At 39.7% G+C, this 18,472-nt stretch carries 15 protein-coding genes; 4 read left to right on the top strand and 11 right to left on the bottom strand.

Annotated elements, in window-relative coordinates; all coding sequences use genetic code 11:
• Window positions 1-21: 21 nt before the first annotated feature.
• Window positions 22-846: a diaminopimelate epimerase gene (gene dapF / locus X781_RS00860; RefSeq protein WP_025235116.1), complete on the bottom strand. Its 825-nt coding sequence runs from the start codon at window positions 844-846 to the stop codon at window positions 22-24.
• Between the two features lie 149 nt (window positions 847-995).
• On the opposite strand from dapF, the gene X781_RS00855 reads away from it, so the two are divergent.
• Complete coding sequence (locus X781_RS00855) at window positions 996-2,318, top strand: anaerobic C4-dicarboxylate transporter (protein ID WP_025235115.1); 1,323 nt, start codon at window positions 996-998, stop codon at window positions 2,316-2,318.
• A gap of 59 nt (window positions 2,319-2,377) precedes the next feature.
• Here X781_RS00855 and X781_RS00850 read toward each other — a convergent pair whose 3' ends face one another.
• The gene (locus tag X781_RS00850; protein WP_025235114.1) at window positions 2,378-2,743 is read right to left on the bottom strand and encodes a CrcB family protein; all 366 of its coding nucleotides are present in this window, start codon (window positions 2,741-2,743) and stop codon (window positions 2,378-2,380) included.
• A gap of 195 nt (window positions 2,744-2,938) precedes the next feature.
• On the opposite strand from X781_RS00850, the gene X781_RS00845 reads away from it, so the two are divergent.
• The 3 genes from X781_RS00845 (at window position 2,939) to X781_RS00835 (ending at window position 5,937) form a co-directional block, all read left to right on the top strand.
• Window positions 2,939-3,724, top strand: a complete 786-nt coding sequence (locus X781_RS00845; protein WP_025235113.1) for an MIP/aquaporin family protein — start codon at window positions 2,939-2,941, stop codon at window positions 3,722-3,724.
• Window positions 3,725-3,727: 3 nt separating this feature from the next.
• Complete coding sequence (gene glpK, locus X781_RS00840) at window positions 3,728-5,239, top strand: glycerol kinase GlpK (protein WP_025235112.1); 1,512 nt, start codon at window positions 3,728-3,730, stop codon at window positions 5,237-5,239.
• 152 nt (window positions 5,240-5,391) lie between these two features.
• Entirely contained in the window at window positions 5,392-5,937 is a 546-nt protein-coding gene (locus tag X781_RS00835; RefSeq protein ID WP_025235111.1) for a carboxymuconolactone decarboxylase family protein, read from the top strand.
• Window positions 5,938-6,053: 116 nt separating this feature from the next.
• On the opposite strand, the gene X781_RS00830 is transcribed toward X781_RS00835, so the two are convergent.
• The 9 genes from X781_RS00830 to X781_RS00790 form a co-directional block, all read right to left on the bottom strand.
• The gene (locus X781_RS00830; RefSeq protein ID WP_025235110.1) at window positions 6,054-7,112 is read right to left on the bottom strand and encodes an acyl-CoA dehydrogenase family protein; all 1,059 of its coding nucleotides are present in this window, start codon (window positions 7,110-7,112) and stop codon (window positions 6,054-6,056) included.
• Between the two features lie 157 nt (window positions 7,113-7,269).
• The gene (locus tag X781_RS00825) at window positions 7,270-8,013 is read right to left on the bottom strand and encodes an ABC transporter permease (RefSeq protein WP_025235109.1); all 744 of its coding nucleotides are present in this window, start codon (window positions 8,011-8,013) and stop codon (window positions 7,270-7,272) included.
• A 15-nt stretch (window positions 8,014-8,028) separates the two neighbouring features.
• On the bottom strand, window positions 8,029-9,195 hold the full coding sequence (locus X781_RS00820; RefSeq protein ID WP_025235108.1) for an ABC transporter substrate-binding protein: 1,167 nt from the start codon (window positions 9,193-9,195) through the stop codon (window positions 8,029-8,031).
• Between the two features lie 8 nt (window positions 9,196-9,203).
• A complete protein-coding gene (locus X781_RS00815) occupies window positions 9,204-9,989 on the bottom strand; it encodes an ABC transporter ATP-binding protein (RefSeq protein WP_025235107.1) in 786 nt (261 codons plus the stop codon).
• A 221-nt stretch (window positions 9,990-10,210) separates the two neighbouring features.
• Window positions 10,211-11,647 (bottom strand): HlyD family type I secretion periplasmic adaptor subunit, encoded by a 1,437-nt coding sequence (locus X781_RS00810; protein WP_025235106.1) that lies wholly within the window; start codon window positions 11,645-11,647, stop codon window positions 10,211-10,213.
• Between the two features lie 11 nt (window positions 11,648-11,658).
• Window positions 11,659-13,785 (bottom strand): type I secretion system permease/ATPase, encoded by a 2,127-nt coding sequence (locus tag X781_RS00805; protein ID WP_025235105.1) that lies wholly within the window; start codon window positions 13,783-13,785, stop codon window positions 11,659-11,661.
• Between the two features lie 74 nt (window positions 13,786-13,859).
• Window positions 13,860-16,709, bottom strand: coding sequence for an RTX family hemolysin (locus tag X781_RS00800; protein ID WP_025235104.1), 2,850 nt, complete (start codon window positions 16,707-16,709; stop codon window positions 13,860-13,862).
• Window positions 16,710-16,724: 15 nt separating this feature from the next.
• Window positions 16,725-17,225: a toxin-activating lysine-acyltransferase gene (locus X781_RS00795; protein ID WP_025235103.1), complete on the bottom strand. Its 501-nt coding sequence runs from the start codon at window positions 17,223-17,225 to the stop codon at window positions 16,725-16,727.
• Window positions 17,226-17,580: 355 nt separating this feature from the next.
• A complete protein-coding gene (locus X781_RS00790) occupies window positions 17,581-18,453 on the bottom strand; it encodes a VirK/YbjX family protein (RefSeq protein ID WP_025235102.1) in 873 nt (290 codons plus the stop codon).
• Window positions 18,454-18,472: the final 19 nt, after the last annotated feature.

Raw genomic sequence — 18,472 nt, 5'->3', positions numbered from 1 at the left:
GCTTAACCCTCCCGACAATAATTACAGCTTGATAAATCCATCATAAATATGTGTTGCATCGCCTGTCATATAAAGAGGATGCCCTACGCCTTGCCATTCAATAATGAGTGAACCACCGGGCAAATCCACCTGTACTTTATTATCCAACAAGCCTTGCATAATACCGACCGCTACCGTGCCGCACGCCCCGCTGCCACAAGCTTGGGTTTCGCCTGCACCTCGCTCATACACCCGTAATTTGACGTGATTGCGATTCACCACTTGCATAAAGCTGATATTCGCTCGTTCAGGGAAGCGTTCATGGCTTTCGAGCAAAGGTCCGAGTTCATTCACTGGTGCAGTTTTTACATCATCTACTTGTAGCACACAATGTGGATTACCCATCGACACCACCCCACATAGAACGGTTTGCAAATCAGTGCGTAAAATATAGTTTTTCTCAAATTTATTCGCCGTAAATGGGATTTGTGCAGGTTCCCAAATCGGCTCGCCCATATTCACTCGCACTTTGTCGTCATCTTGCACCGTCAGCACCATTTTGCCTTTTGCGGTGCTAACATAAATATCTTTTTTGCTAGTTAAACCCTTTAAGGTTACAAAACGGGCAAAACATCTCGCCCCATTTCCACATTGTGAAACTTCACTGCCATCGGCATTGAAAATGCGGTAGTGAAAGTCCAATTCCGGATCGTAAGGCGGTTCGACTAATAAAAGTTGGTCAAACCCGATTCCGCGATGTCGGTCTGATAAAGTGCGGATCATCTCCTCTGTCAGGTACACATTTTGGGTTACACCATCAACCACCACAAAATCATTACCAAGTCCGTGCATTTTTGAAAATTGCATACTTTTCCTTAAATTTTTTAAAGCTTTTATTGATTTAGATTATAGAGATTACTTTGCTTTATTGATATAGTAGCCGGCGATTAATTTAAGAAGAAATATCAATTTCTTTTGTGATCGATTTCATTTTTTTAATATAAAGGAGTCAGATTATGTCTGCTATGTTTATTATCCAATTTGCTATAGTGTTACTGTGCATTTTGGTCGGTGCTCGCGTTGGCGGTATCGGATTAGGGGTATTTGGTGGTTTAGGTTTAGCCATTTTGTCATTTGGCTTTGGCTTAAAACCGGCAGGATTACCGATTGATGTAATGTTTATGATTATGGCGGTAGTTGCAGCAGCGGCTGCAATGCAAGCCGCCGGTGGTTTAGATTATATGATCAAAATCGCCACTCGTATTTTGCGTAAAAATCCAAAACACATTACCTTTATCGCACCACTTGTAACTTGGACATTTACTGTGCTTGCAGGTACAGGACACGTTGCTTATTCTGTATTACCTGTAATCGCTGAGGTAAGCCGCCATAACGGTATTCGCCCTGAGCGTCCTCTCTCAATGGCGGTAATTGCCTCACAATTTGCGATTGTAGCCAGCCCGATTGCAGCGGCAGTCGTCGCAGTGGTAGCATTCCTTGAACCACAAGGCATTACCTTAGGCGATGTGCTGATGGTTACCATTCCTTCAACATTATTAGGTTTAGGTTTAGCTTGCGTATTTGTGAATAAAATGGGTAAAGAGTTGAAAGACGACCCACACTATCAAAAATTATTGCAAGATCCTGAGTATGTGAAAGCAAACCACATCACCGCAAACCCAACCGAATTACCGTTAAAACCAACTGCAAAATTATCCGTTGGCTTATTCTTATTCGGTGCATTATTAGTAGTTTTAATGGGTGCGATGCCTTCACTTCGCCCAGTGTTTGACGGCAAACCGATGGGTATGGCTCACACCATTGAAATCGTAATGTTAAGCGTAGGTGCATTAATCATTTTACTCTGCAAGCCGGATGGCAATGAAATTACCAAAGGCTCAGTATTCCACGCTGGTATGCGTGCGGTAATTGCGATTTTCGGTATTGCGTGGTTAGGCGATACCTTAATGCAAGGTCATATGGATGAAGTAAAATCTATGGTGTCAGGCTTAGTTGAAACTGCACCTTGGGCATTTGCATTCGCACTATTCGTACTTTCTGTATTAGTAAATAGCCAAGGGGCAACGGTTGCAACTCTATTCCCTGTGGCGATTGCAATCGGTATTCCTGCACCGGTATTAATCGGGGTATTTGTTGCCGTAAACGGCTACTTCTTCATTCCGAACTATGGTCCGATTATTGCTTCAATCGACTTTGATACAACGGGTACAACTCGCATCGGTAAATATATTTTCAACCACAGCTTTATGCTACCGGGCTTACTCAGTATGATTTTCAGTATCGGCTTCGGTTTATTACTATCGAATATGTTACTGTAAAAGTTCCACGAAAAACCTCCCGATTGGGAGGTTTTTTATTTGCAAATTTTTCAGCAAATTTAACCGCTTGTTAGACAACGAGTGAGCAAAATGCCACAAATTGTGAGTACAATGCCGCCCACTAAATGCAGGCTTAATACAGTGATAAATTCTCCCCATTTTTCCGCTAATAATTTCTCGCTTAACTCTGCGGAAAAACTTGAAAAGGTGGTGAAACTGCCGAGAAAGCCTGTAATAAATAATAATCTTTGGCTATCGCCTAAATTAAACCCCATCGCAATACCAATCAGAAAGCAACCAGCCCAATTTGCTAACAATGTGCCTAATGCAAGCTGATTAAGTAATGGATTCACCCACACGCCTAATTGCCAACGAGACAATGCCCCAAGTACTGCACCGGTTGAAAGTATAAAAACTGAGTACATATTTTGCCCTAAAAAATGATTTGTAAAATTATACCTAGAAATAGTTGATTTAAAAAAATAATGTGATGGATTTCACAAATTTAAAATTTCCCATTTGCTTAAAAAATGGTGTTTTGGCAATATCAGCTCGAAAATATTTTCATTTTCAAACATTTCTTTATTGGTTTTCAATCATTTCTTCTTAAGGGGAACGTTATGGACAGAACCTTACGCAATGCTTGTATCGGCGAATTTATCGGTACAGCTTTCATTCTCTTCTTTGGTGCCGGCTGCGTAGCGGCTGCACAAGTTGCTGGTGCAAGTTTCGGTTTATGGGAAATTGCAATTGTTTGGGGCATTGGGGTATCAATGGCAATTTATATTTCTGCCGGGATTTCCGGTGCTCACCTTAACCCAGCTGTAACTATCGCACTCGCTGCATTTTACGGTTTTGAAAAACACAAAATTCTACCCTATATCATCGCTCAAGTAGCAGGTGCTTTTTGCTCTGTTGCACTTATCTATTTTATGTATAGCGATCTCTTTGCAGCAGCCGAAGCAGCTCAAGGTCTTGTTCGAGGAGAAACTGTTGGTTTTGCCGGTGTGTTCTCAACCTATCCCAACCCAAATATTACATTATTAACGGCATTTATTGTGGAATTTGTGATTACTGCCGTGTTAATGTCTACCATTTTAGCAATCGGTGATGATAAAAACGGCTTACCAAATAAAGCCTTAGCGGCATTGCTCATTGGTTTATTAATCGCTGTTATCGGTGGGGCAACCGGTCCATTAACAGGCTTTGCGATGAACCCGGCTCGTGATTTTGGACCTAAACTCTTTGCTTTCCTTGCAGGTTGGGGCGAAATTGCACTCACCGGCGGTAAAGAAATCCCTTATTTCATTATTCCAATTGTTGCTCCAATCTGCGGTGCGTTATTCGGTGCTTGGGGCTATAAAAATCTTATTCACAAAAACCTTCCGGCAAATATTCAGGAGTAATCTATGGACAAACAATATATCATCGCCCTTGATCAAGGCACAACAAGCTCCCGTGCGGTATTACTAGATAAAAATGCCAATGTTGTTGAAGTGGCACAACGTGAATTTACCCAAATTTATCCACAAGCCGGTTGGGTAGAACATAACCCGATGGAAATTTGGGCTACCCAAAGTTCGACCTTAAATGAAGTGGTGGCAAAGGCAGGTATTAGCCCTGATAGTATTGCTGCAATTGGTATTACTAACCAGCGTGAAACTACCATTGTGTGGGAAAAAGAGAGCGGTAAACCTGTTTATAATGCGATTGTATGGCAATGCCGCCGTACCTCTGATATTACCGATAAATTAAAAGCAGACGGACACGAAGAGTATATTCGTAAAACCACAGGCTTAGTTGTCGATCCATACTTCTCCGGCACAAAAGTAAAATGGATTTTAGACAACGTAGAAGGAGCAAGAGAAAAAGCAGAACGTGGCGAGTTATTGTTCGGTACGGTCGACACTTGGCTGGTGTGGAAATTAACCCAAGGGCGTGTGCATATTACCGATTATACAAATGCTTCTCGTACGATGTTATTTAACATTCACACCAAGCAGTGGGACGATAAGATGCTGGAATTACTGAATATTCCACGCTCAATGTTACCGGAAGTGAAAAATTCCTCTGAAATTTACGGCAAAACCAATATCGGCGGACAAGGCGGTGTGCGTATTCCAATTGCAGGTATCGCAGGCGACCAACAAGCGGCTCTTTATGGTCATTTATGTGTTAAGGAAGGGCAAGCGAAAAATACCTACGGCACAGGCTGTTTTATGCTGATGCATACAGGTAATACCGCTATTCAGTCCGAAAACGGCTTATTAACCACCATTGCTTGTAATGCGAAAGGCGAGCCTGAATATGCGTTAGAAGGTTCTGTCTTTATTGCGGGAGCCTCCATTCAATGGTTACGTGATGAGCTAAAAATTGTTCACGACAGTTTCGATAGCGAATATTTTGCGACGAAAGAAGATAGCTCAAACGGCGTTTACGTTGTACCGGCATTTACCGGCTTAGGTGCACCATATTGGGATCCGTATGCACGAGGCTCAATTTTCGGTTTAACTCGTGGGGCAAACCGCAATCATATCGTGCGTGCAACTTTGGAATCTATCGCTTACCAAACTCGAGATGTGTTAGAAGCAATGCAGTCTGATTCAAAAGCGAAACTGCAAGCATTGCGTGTTGATGGCGGAGCGACAGCAAACAACTTCTTAATGCAATTCCAAGCAGATATTTTAGACACCAAAGTTGAGCGTCCAAAAGTGAAAGAAGTTACTGCGTTAGGAGCTGCTTATCTTGCCGGTATTGCAGTTGGTTTCTGGAAAGATTTGGAGGAGCTAAAAGATAAAGCAGAAATTGAACGAACCTTCACACCGGATGGCGACCAAGAAAAACGAGCTAAACGCTACAAAGGCTGGAAAAAAGCGGTTCGCCGTTCATTAGAATGGGCGAAAGAGGACGCTGAAGAGTAATTTCCAACTTAAACTAAACAGAAAGGGAGTATCGGCAACTATACTCCCTTTTAAGATCTTTTAGTTATATCACATAGTCATTTTGATTTGTTGTAGAAGAATGTTTTATTTATGATTAGCCTATTCAACCCATAAATTGATAAGGAATAATTATGTCAAAATTTCAAATTCACACTATTGAATCTGCACCGGAAGCCGCACAAGAAGCATTAAAAGCGGTACAACAAGCAAATGGCTTTATCCCAAATCTTATCGGCGTGTTAGCAAATGCCCCGACTGCGTTAGAAACCTACCGCACAATAGGCGGTATTAACGGTCGCAACAGCTTAACTGCTGAGGAACGTGAAGTGGTACAAATTACTGCAGCGGTGGTAAACGGTTGTGGATTCTGTGTGGCAGGTCATACTAAAATCGCGTTAAAATTGTTAAAAATGCCTGAAGAAGTCGTAAATGCGTTGCGTGCAATCTCTCGCATTGATTCTGATGATAAATTAGACACTTTAGCTCGTTTCACTCTTGCAGTAATGCTACAAAAAGCAAAATTGACTGAAGCACAACTCAATGAGTTTTTTGCTGTAGGTTATAATCAACAAAATGCAATTGACGTGATTTTAGGTGTGAGTTTGGCAACGTTATGCAACTATGTAAACAACATTGCAGAAACTCCAATTAACCCAGAGCTACAGCCTTTTGCGTAATAGGGATCAAATCAAATTAGGACGCTTTCAATGCGTCCTTTTTTATATCTACAAGCGGTTCTTTTTATCTCATTTTTTGCAAATAAAAAAGAGGCAAACATTTGCCTCTCCATTTCTTAACAATTCGCCAATACCATTCTTAACTGCACTGCACTTGGGGTAACAACGGGTAAGAATGCGGCTTCTTTCCAGCGGCGGCTGAAGCCTGAGGTATCATTTTTCAAATAGCCACGCCCACCACTGGCTTGTAGTTCTAACAAAATGGCTTGTGCAACCACATTCACAATATCGATTCTGGCTTGAAATAGCTCTTTCGGGTGGCGAACGAAATAGCCTTCGTCATTTAAGCCATTAAATAGACGAGTTTTAATATCGTTTAAAGCATCAACTTGAGTTTGCCATTCAGAAGTGAGAATCGCTCGGAATGAGAGCAATTTTTCAATTTCCGCTAAACTTTTTTCCACTAAACCAAAGGGTAAACCAAATTGTAAACCTAAGAACGCAGGGCGAGTTGCTGCTAAAAACTCCGGAGCGTTATCAGCCAGAATCCATTCATCTAGTAATTCCACATTTTCAAATATGAGAGCGGTAGTATTCGTCCCTTGTAACGACATAAACTCCAATTCTTTGGTGCGGGTTAAACCTTGAGCCGTAGAAGGAATCGCAATCACAATCGGTTTACGCTCATCTTCAAAACCCGCCACAAAACTTGCTACAAAGCGGTCTGAACGTAAATTCGTTACCCACGGCAGGCGACCATTTAAATAACGTTTGCCGTTTTCTTCACTAATTTTGACATTTAACTCTTCGATGCCAGCCAGAAATTTCATCGCGTTCGATAACCCAGTGCCGGCAGTTAAATTGCCACTCAGCAAATCTGCCAAATAGATTTCTCTAGGAATAGGATTTTTCGAAGCAATAATATGCTCAATAAAAGTACGATGTCCCCACGAAACAAAAGCCGCCACTAATGAGTGATTACCCAGCTCAGAAATCGCTTTAATCGCATCAACTAAATTACCGCCATTGCCCCCCAATTCTGTCGGCACCCCAATTTTGAACAGATTTTCAGCCGCAATTTTGCGAATTAACAAATCAGCGTGCTGGTTAGATTGATCTAAACTCTCTGCGTGTTCTTGCAGCCATTCAATAAAAGATGTCGAAAGTACTGACATTGTGTTTACCCCTTATAATGTGTTATTAAGGTTATCTTAATAGGCTTTTTTATTGCGATGAAATAAAAGAAAGGAAAGTAATATGCTTTTTTGGAATAAACAAGCGGTTATATTTTGCAATTTTTTTGCAAAAAACAACCGCTTGTAAATGATGAAATTATTTTCCGCCTTTCGCTAACGCTAAGCGAATTAAACTATCCAATGCCCAGCCAATTAAGCCAATGATGACAATTACTGCCATTAATTCAGAATAGGCTAATCTATCGCGAGTGTCTAAAATGAAATAGCCTAAGCCTTCGTTTACGCCTAACATTTCACAAGGTACAAGCACCACCCACGCAATACCAACTGCCACTCGTAAGCCCGTTAGAACGTGTCCTGTAATAGCAGGCACAACAATTTTACACAACAATTCTTTGCGAGAGGCTGACATCACTTTACCCAGTTGTAGCCATTGCGAGTCGATATTTTTCACCCCTGAGGCGGTGGAAATAATTAATGACCATACCGTTGCAAAAGCGAGTAAGAAATAGATCGGCAAATCACCTACGCCTAATAACATTACGATGATGGGCATCCACGAAAGTGGAGAAATCATTCTCAGCAGCTGAAATGATGGCGTGCAAAGCATTTCCAAATGGCGGGAAAAGCCAAGTAATAACCCAACGGGTACACCAATTAACAATGCTGCCGCTAATCCTACAACAATTCTTTTTAAACTTGCCAATAAGTGCGGAAAAATTTCACCCGAAGAAATCAGCCAACCAAAACTCTCCCACGTTTTGGCTGGAGCTAACATTGATGCCATCGGTAATCTTTGGCTTAATAACGTTGTGCCTAATTGCCAACTTAAAAGCAGTAGCAATAAACCTGCTAAGCCATAAATATATTTCTGTTTCATACTGTTCCTTAATCTCTATATGCTGATTTCTTCCGTTCTTGTCCAACCTGCTTGTAAGTTGAAGGTTTCAATCCAACCTCCTTCTTCAATCGCTTTTCGCACAAACTTTGGTTCGTTAATCGCTTTTGCGGCTTCTACAGGATCAAGCGGTTGTAAGAAGGCGTTATTGCCTGCGATGTGTGTTTCTTTCAGCATTTTCACCAACTCTTCCATATAAGAATCAAACGGATAAGGTTGAAAACCAATGCGTTCTTGGTGCCAATGCGGATTAACAATCGCCCCCGTTTCCACATATTTATCCATCTGTGCTTGACTTGGGGCTAGTACGTTTTCCAACACTTTTTGATCGTGCGGCGTATAGCCACTGCCTCTAGCCAATAATTTAGCAGTTTCCGCACGGTTGGCGAGAGTAAAAACCTGAGCTTCGGTTAAAGCATTCACCACTTTTTGCACCCATTCGGGGCGATGTTGAATGTCGTATTCGTGCATTAAGGTTAAGCAACAGGCGTGATCTTTCCACACATCGCCGCTAAAACGCAGTACTTTGCCGACCCCTTTAGCTTCTGCTAATGCATTGAAAGGTTCTGCAACAATAAAGCCAGAAATAGCTTCACTTGCAAGTGCCGCCACCATATCAGAAGGAGCCATTACACTTAAACGCACTTCACCGCTTTTCGGCTCTTTTTCGGTAATTTTCAATCCATTTTCACGCAATAAACGTTGCAATACGATGTTGTGAATCGAATACCAAAACGGAATTGCTACCGTTTTGCCCGATAACTCTGCAATGCTATTAATTTCAGGGCGAACCGTGAGAGCTGAACCTGCTAAGTGATTCCACATCACCGCTTTCACCGGAGCATTTGCCCCATATTTCGCCCATAAACTCATCGGCGAAAGCAGGTGCACCACATTCACATTGCCGCTTAAAAAGGCTTCTACCAACTGTGCCCAACTGCGGAACATCACCGGCTTTTCGACCTTCACGCCGTGCTTTTCAAATAATCCTTTCGCGTGAGCGACAAGCAAAGGGGTTGCATCGGTAATCGGCAAATAGCCAATCACAAGCGGTCGATTTTCCGCATTTTTTTGCACCTGCTCACAGGCTTGTAATAACGGAAAGCTCCCTGCAACCGAAAACAGGCTGAGTAATTTCATAAAATCTCTGCGTTGCTGATCCATAAATCCCCCTAAATCACGAAATCAATCTCTGGCTGATTTGTCTGCTGAGACTGCTTGAGAGATTGTAAAATATCCACTCGAATATGATTTAAACTAAGCAAATCGGTACGAGGGAATGGATAAGACAAATACCATTTCCCAACAATATGAGCAGGCGTGCCGCCAAGTAATAGCACATCATCAGAAACTAATAAGGCTTCATCAATATCGTGCGTTACCATAATTGCCGCGGCATTATGGTAACGAACAATATCGTGTAATAAGGTTTGCATTTGGCTGCGAATGACTTCATCAAGGGCAGAAAACGGCTCATCAAGCAAAATCACTTTCGGCTGACGAGCTAAAGCTCGAGCTAAATTCACACGCTGAGCCATACCGCCCGAAAGTTCGTGCGGCATCGCATCAATAGCGTGGCTTAAACCGACTTCCTCTAATGCTTCTTCTACCCGTTTTTGAATATCTGCTTTTGAAAGTGGCGTGCGGCATTTAAAATCCAGCCCAAATGCCACATTATTTCTGACCGAAAGCCAAGGCAATAATGTGGCAGATTGGAACACAAAACCAACATCCGGGTGTGGCTGGCTGATTTGTTCCCCAAACAATGCGACATTACCACTTAATGGTTTATCTAAACCAGCAATCACACGCAGTAATGATGATTTACCCACACCGCTCGGACCTAAAATAGAAGTCAGCGTACCGCTATTTACCTCAAAATTCACATCTTGCAAAATTGTCTTGGTTTGCCTGTTTTTCTCATAGCCAAGAGAAAGATCAGTAACAATAAGGCTCATAAATCCTCTTTTTAATTGTTTATTTTGGATGCAGAAAAAATAGAGGAAATTGTCTATAAAAGAAAAGAATTAGAAATTTTGATATAGAACGATTTGTTATAAAAGTGTAAAAAACCTCTTTTTTTAACCGCTTGTGATGCTAAAAATCTATCTATTTATGCATATAAAAGTAAAGCCATAACAGCTGCAAAATGGCTATTATGGCTTTGTTTAGGTTCGATTTAGCGTTCCCTTAAACTTTCTGTAACAGATTCTTCTAATGGACTGAGCAAATAACTCATTACACTTCGCTCACCTGTTTTGATTTCAGCGGTAATCGTCATACCTGAGCCAAGCTCTATTTTATGACCGTCCGGAGATGAGAGTGCTTGTTTGTCTATACTGATAGTTGCATTAAACACCAATCCTAAATTAGGTTGTTCGATAGCATCCGGGCTGATGTGTTTAATCCTTCCGGTAATATAGCCGTATCGGGTATAAGGGAAAGTTTCTACTTTAATGATCACTTCTTGCCCTGCAGCAACAAAGCCGATATCTTTGTTTTGAATCAGAGCGGTAGCTTCTAATACATCATCTTCCGGCACAATAATCATCAAGGTTTCAGCTGTGGTAACAACACCACCTATAGTATGAATTTTCAGCTGTTGCACCGTACCGGAAACCGGAGCTCTGATCATAGAAGCTTGTCTACGTTGGTCATTTTTTTCCAACTCAAGCCGGAGCTGACGCTCATTTTCAATATGCTGTTTTAATTTTTCCAATACATCGCTTTTAAAGAATTGTGTGATCAATTCAAGTTCTTCTTTCACATTGAGAAGATCACTTTCTAATTCATTTAATTTTGAACGATAAACCGCCAACTCGTTTTGTGCTTCGATGGCTTTATTTTCTTGCGAGAGAAGTTCGTGTTTAGATAAAGACTTTTGTTGATAAAGTTTTCTAAAGTCCTTTAACTTTTCTTGCTCAATACGAGTTGCACCTTCATATTTACGAACGTAAGCAGATATGGTCTGTTTTTCTGCATCTTTACGTTTATAAGCTAAAGTTTTCTGCGTTTTTTGTTTTTGCCAAGTCGTGTATTGCTCTTCGATTAAATGCTTAATACGTAACCTGTCTTCCTCCGATGAATCTTTAAATTCAGTGTTGGATAAATCGATAACCGGTAATGACTCTTTTTCAATGGCAGTAAGTAGGGTTTGGTAGCGATAGTTCTCTAGTTTTGCCAAAGAGAGTGAAGTAATGGTCTTTTTGATATCTGCATCAGAGCCCAAAGCAGTTAAACTGACTAATAATTGACCTTTTTCTACAAATTGCCCGTCCTTAACAAAAATTTCTTGTACGATCGTATTTTCAATCGGTTTAATTTCTTTACTTCTACCACTAAAGGTTAATTTACCGGGTGCAGTTGCCACAATTTCCACTTTACTGACACTTGCAAGCACAATTGCCACCGCTAAAAACAGCATAATTAAATAGGCAATTAGGCGTGGCTTTTTAGAAACCGGGGTTTCAATCAGCTCTAAATGTGCCGGTAAAAACTCACTTTCATCTTTTTTTCTGTTTGGGTGGTCTAATTCTTTACGAATTTTCCATACTTCTACCCAAATATTTTTATAGCGTAGGAAAAATTCATAAATACCACTAAGCCATATTTTCATTGTTTTCCTTCTTAATTCAGTTGTAATTGATGTAAGTAGGAGTAAAGCCCGTTATTGTTTTGCAGCAATTCGTGATGCTTACCTTGTTCTACAATTTCCCCTTTTTCCATCACAATAATTCGGTCGGCATTTTTGACTGTTGATAACCGATGTGCAATCAAAATCACGGTTCTTCCTTGGCATATTTTTTGCATATTTTTCATAATAATATGTTCAGATTCGTAATCGAGAGCACTAGTCGCTTCATCAAAAATCAGGATTTTAGGGTTGTTCACTAAAGCTCGTGCAATCGCAATCCGTTGCCGCTGTCCGCCGGAAAGCCCTGTGCCTTGTTCACCAACAATAGTGTTATAACCTTCACGTAGCTCTGAAATGAAATCATGAGCACCAGCTAATTTTGCTGCATAAATCACACGTTCCATTGACATTCCCGGTTCGGATAGGGCTATATTTTCTCGGATACTACGGTTTAACAGGACGTTATCTTGCAAAACCACCCCGATTTGACGGCGTAGCCAGTTTGGGTCAGCTAATGCAAGATCGTGCCCGTCAATAAGTACCTGACCGTTTTCAGGAATATAAAAACGTTGAAGTAATTTTGTTAGTGTACTTTTACCTGAACCTGAACGCCCAACAATCCCGATTACTTCCCCTTTTTTAATCTCTAAATTCACATTATTTAAAATCGTAGGAGCATCCGGTTTATATCTAAAACGAATATTTTTAAACGCGATGTCGCCTTGTATTTCAGGTAGTGATAATTTTCCTTGATATTGTTCGGTCGGGGAATTTAAAACATCACCTAAACGTGTAACAGAAATACCAACTTGTTGGAAATCTTGCCAGAGTTGTGCCAAGCGGATTACCGGTGCAATCACTTGCCCGGAAAGCATATTAAAGGCAATTAATTGTCCTATGCTAAGATCACCTGAGATCACTAAGTGTGCACCCAACCAAAGGTTGATTACCATTACGGTTTTTTGAATAAGCTGAACTCCCTGTTGCCCAATGGTTGCCAATACGGTTACACGGAAACTTGATGAAACATAGCTTGCCAATTGTTTATCCCACGTATCGGTCATTTGTGGAGTAACAGCCATAGCTTTAATCATATTGATAGCAGTTACTGATTCAACCAAGAATGATTGGTTATCAGCACTTCGAGCAAATTTATCGTCTAAACGTCGCCTTAAAATCGGACTAATAAAAATCGACCATAAAATATAGCAGGGTAATGAGCCGAGAACTACTAGGGTTAATTTCGGGCTGTAATACCACATCACTGCAAAAAAGACAAAAGAGAACAGTAAATCCAAGACCGAAGTTAATGCTTGTCCGGTAAGAAAATTCCGAATTTGATCTAATTCTCTAACTCGTGCAACCGTATCGCCAACCCGTCTGTTCTCAAAATAAGAAATAGGTAGCGATAACAAATGCCGAAATAATTTAGCCCCTAATTCCACGTCAATCCGGCTGGTACTGTGGGCAAAAATATAGGTCCGTAAACCGCTTAATACAATTTCAAATATGATCACAATAGCTAAGGCAACAGTAATGATATTCAAGGTTGAAAAACCTCGATGTACCAATACTTTATCCATTACCACTTGGAAGAATAGCGGTGTAATTAGAGCAAAAATTTGCAAAAAGATTGAAACAATTAAGGTTTCTAGAAAGATTTTTCGGTATTTGATCACCGCAGGAATAAACCAAGTGAAATCAAATTTTGCTAACTGCCCCACGACAGAGGCTCTGGAAGTAACCAGAATTAACTGCCCTTGATAGCAAGCTTCAAACTCGTCTCGTGATAAAATTTGCGGTGTATCTTTTTCCAAATCGTAAGTTAAATAGCGGTTATTATCGGTATCCACTTTTACTAATAAAAAATGTTTACCGTTATCTTGCCAAACTAAGGCAGGTAAATTAACCAAATGTAAGCGGGAAATCTCTTTTTTAATGTGTTTTGCTTTCAACGCTAACGATTTTGCGGCTAAAAGCCAAGAGGTTAAAGAAAGCCCTTTTCCATCAATATCAAATTTATGTTTTATTTCTTCCGGATTAAGCGAAATATTATGATATTGTGCTAACATCGTAAGAGCGACTAAACCAAGATCATTCCTTTGATGATTTGCTTCCATATTGTCTCCTTTTATAAAATAAAAGGGCAACTCCATAATGTGCAAAACAATATAGAGTTGCCAATCATTAAAAATTAAGCTGCTCTAGCAAATTGAAGAGAAGATAAATTTTGATCTGACATTGAAGTCGGATTCACTAGTACATTTCTCGAATCATTAGACGAAGTAAACGAGCTCACAGATGAAATTAATTTATCTAAGCTGTTTGTTACATTTCGACTACGCTTGAGCAATTCATAGTTATCAACTACTTTTGTCAGTTCATTCTGATCGATTTTACCGTTACCTTTTGCGATAAGATCATCGACTTGACTTGAGGTAATCCGCTCACCATTTCGCCCGATGATTTCTTCAATTTTCTCATCTTTAGTTGCTTGATAATTACGCACTTCTTTAGCAAGATCAGCTTCACGGAACCAGTTTTGAATAGTAACTTTCTCTTTCTTAGTATTCGTAATGACAAGATTATATTTAACTTTTTCGAACGTTAAATCTTTTAAGTTTGAATCAGAGAACGATAATTTATCATTACCCTCAGAATCACTAATAACGTCATTACCATCGCCTTGACGGTGAACAAAAATATCATCGCCTTTATCGCCATATAAGAGGTCGTTACCTTTACCCCCATCGATAAAGTCATTGCCATCACCACCATCAATGACATCGTCTCCTTTGCCTCCGAGTAAGATATCATTACCACCGTTACCGTTAATAGTATCTACACCATCACCACCGTGGAAAATATCATTAAATTTACTTCCTTTAAAAATATCGTTATGCGATGTGCCGATAATTTCTTCAACGGATTTTAAAGTATCTTGAGTGTAATAACCGGCGTGTTGTGTATTATCACTATGACGATACTCTATTTTCTCTTCACGACTACCTACTAACGCCGTATGTGTTGAAGTAACTTCATGTAATGCTTTTCCTGTCTCAACAAAACGTTTTACTGTATAGCTACCTTTTTGCGTTTCTTGGGTTGCATCAATAGTAAGTGCACCATAATTACCTCTACTATAGTGAACGCGATCGTGCCCTTCCCCTCCATCAATTTCTGTTGTACCGGAACCAACAAAGACATTATCATCGCCTGCTCCAAGTTGAGCGACAATTTTTGTTTCTTTGGTTTTAGTTACATTACCTGCTTGATCTAGCTCAATACCGATACGTTGCACCACATTTGTGAGATCTAAAGTAGAACTTGCTGCCCCATCTTTAATTTGCCAGCTATCTACACGATTAATATTGAGCTTAGTAATGTATTCATACTTACCGGTTTGTACTCGCTCACGATGCTCAGTACCTGGTGTTAATAATGGCGTTCTGAATAAAATATGTTGTGTTTTTGCTCCTCCAGTATTACTTACATCAATAATACCTTTTGCCGAGTCTAGTTGTACCAGCTTGTCGGCTTTAAGGTGTTTACCCTCTTCAAAAGCATCAACATAGGCTTTACCACTGATAACTTTGTCCCCTAATCGGCTAATACCGGCTAAATCACCAATATTTTTGTCCCATTGTTGCTGAGTAATAGCAATGACACGTTCAGCTTGTAATTCTTGATTTAAGCTGAGTAAGAATTTCATATTATCTTGTAATCCGGCTAGGTAACGTGCATCGTAGCCATTTTCAAAGTAATTCTTACCTGGATTATTTTTTTCCCATTCCACAATTTTATTGTGAATTTTGTTTGCAACGTGTTCAAACATCGCTTGTTTAGAATACTGCAAAATGGTTGAGATAACACCGGTAATACCAGATACAAGTAAAGCAATAGGAGCACCAACTAAAGAACCTGCAGCAGCGGCAGAAACACCACCTGAAATTGCAGCCAATGCTGTATTGATTGCCGTTACAGACGCATCGATCGTACCTGTTCCTCTTTGATATTGAGCAAGTAGATCATCCCCATCGTAACCTAATTTTTTGAAACGCTCAGCGTAACTTTCTAATGCTTTGGCGTGATTAAATTTATCAGCGATCCCTGCAAATGCTAGAGGGCTGATAGCAAGTGATACTGTAGAGGCGATCAATGCCGCAACAGGACCCGTAGAAGATAAACCTGCCGCAACACGTTGAGCTAAAATATAAGAGGAAACAGCTTTGGTGATGTTGCCAACAACTTGGTTTACAAGCTCAAAGCCTGCACCGACTTTCTTACCTGTAGAGGCATTTTTATCTGCTAGAACGAGAGCTGCTGTTGCACCGGAAAGTAAACCGGAAATCACTTCTAAACCAAGACCGGCTTTACTGAAGCCACTAAAGTTTTTAAGTTTATCTCCTAAAGCACCTAAACCTTTTACATTCTGCAATTTTGAACCAAATTGATTAATTTTATCTGCAAAGGTATCAAATGTTTGCAAAGAATTTGCAATATTTTCAATCAAGGAATTTGTCAAGTCCAGACCGGCTTTAGCTAACTCAAGCTTACTTCCTTTATTTTTCAAGATTTCATCTAAATCCATTCCAGCAAGAACTGAGCCAAGGATAGATTGAATACCCGATAATAAAGTTTGTGCATTACCCAAATTTTTAGCCACATTTTCTGATGAACCTGGTGATTTACTGATTTTGTATTTTTGAAGCAGTTTATCAAGTTGAGGAGCAGACAATACAATTCCACGCTCGCTAAACCCAAGAATATTTTGAATTGTACTTAAACTGTTTTGAGCGGTAGCAATACCATTACGCTCTTCTCTTTGTACTTCAATACCTAATTCGTGAGCAGCTTTGACTAAATCCTGTAAACCGTTTCCTCTTCCTGAATCATATTCATAATCTTTTGGAATATAGAGGATGAGCTTTTTCGCTCCGGCTTTTAAAGATTGACCGGCTTGGTTTAAAGATTGCCCTGTTTTATGCAAACCGGATTGCAATGAATTTTTTAAGTTTGTTGAAATATTAGCAAGTTTACCCATAAGGGATGTCTCCTTTTATTTAGTAAAATTAAACTCATTTTTAAGAGCTGCCCCCAGCTCTTCTTGATATGTATCGAAACGTTTTTTTGCTGTTTTTTTATCTAAGTTACCCCCTTTAAAATAGGCAATTTTGCCCAGTTCTTTTTGTTTTGGATAAAAACGTATAGATCTGACGAGAGTATCAGGGTATTTCTGACACATTTTTTTATAAAGTAGCTGGGAGTGCCCGAATGGTGCTACCCAATCAATAATCCAACGTCTATCGCCAGACTGCCATTCTTCCGGTGTTAATGAACTAATATCCTTAATATATTTCACTTCAGCCTCAAGGCTTAAATCTGCCCAACTGCAATATGCAATTGGAACATCATTATCAATAAGTAGCATATATTGTTCATTTTCAATTGCCGGAATCACATTACGAGCTAATAGCTCACAATTCCACTCTCTATGAAGAGGTGAGTTCATCCACAACCAAGTAATATTTCCCAGTAGATTAAAGTAATATTGATTCATAATTTGCACTCGATAATTATTCTAAATTAGGGCAAATATTTTAGCACAATATATCCATTATGTGATCCTACCACAGGATTTTTTACTGCATTATTGGGTTTAAGTATATTTTTTGTCTTTTATATAAACCAATTGTAAAATAAAATGTTTTAAAACCATACAAAATGTGTGGAAAATAAACAAAATAGTTACATTGTGAAATTAATGTAACATTTACTTTTCGTTTTATTTAAGAAATAGATATCGTTTTATAAAATAGCGGTGAGGGATAAAATTTTCTAAAAAGAGATGAGTACTAAATAAAATGCAAGCGGTCTGATTTATGCAAAGTTTTGCAAGAATCAGACCGCTTATTTTAAGCTTCTGGGATTAATATAGCTTTCATCGCTGACTTTAAATTTTCCAGCATTTCATAGCGTTTGCGGTACATTGAGCGTTTTTTGCTTGGAATTTCGTCCATTTTTTTACTTTTCAATTCCAGTGGTAATTGCCAATATTTTCTGTTCTCACCGTTTGATTCAGCAAAAATTGCATCATAATCCACCACATAACGTTTGCTTTGCACTAGGCGGGATTTGTTTTGATATTTCTGTGGAATGCCCAACAAACTCTCGTAGCCCAATACAGAAGTCAAGGCTTTCATTGCTTCCACCATTAAATAAGCAGGACGTAAGCCATAGCAGCCTTTGGTGAGTTGTTTTACTAATTCTTTTGAACCATCAAAATTCGGACCTTGAATCACCGCAATTAACAGTGCGTTATTTAATTTTCCGAAAGTTAATAAATAGACAAGCTGATCGGCAGGTTTATAGCGGAGTTCTAATGCCCAAAAACCTTCCATTGGTTGATGTTCATTAATATTTAATATCAGCTCAAAATCAGAAATGACCTCACCGAAACTGACTTTTTGTTCCCATAATGGTGGAAGATGGCTTAGCTTTTGCGGTAAAAACAACAAATTATCACACATCTGCTCCAAGCGTTGCGTAGAGGAAAAACGCTTGTCTAAAAAGCGGTGAGCGAGTGGATAACTGTAATTCGGTCTGGCATTGAGCAAAGGGAGCAATTGTGGGTTTTGTTCAATGAATAGTTTGAATTTCTGAATTTTATCTCGGTGTAGCCAAGAACGCAGATTAAAACGCAAGCGTTTTCCGGCATAAGATTTTGTCCCTCTATTCGGGTAAAGTTCATGGGCATTCGGCCATTGGTACTGATTTTTCATTTTCATCACATTGTACAAGCGGTCT

The sequence above is a fragment of the Mannheimia sp. USDA-ARS-USMARC-1261 genome (assembly GCF_000521605.1).
GTDB classification, from domain to species: Bacteria; Pseudomonadota; Gammaproteobacteria; order Enterobacterales; family Pasteurellaceae; genus Mannheimia; species Mannheimia indoligenes.
Note: the sequence above shows the minus strand (reverse complement) of the source record. Positions and strands in the feature narration are given on the sequence as shown.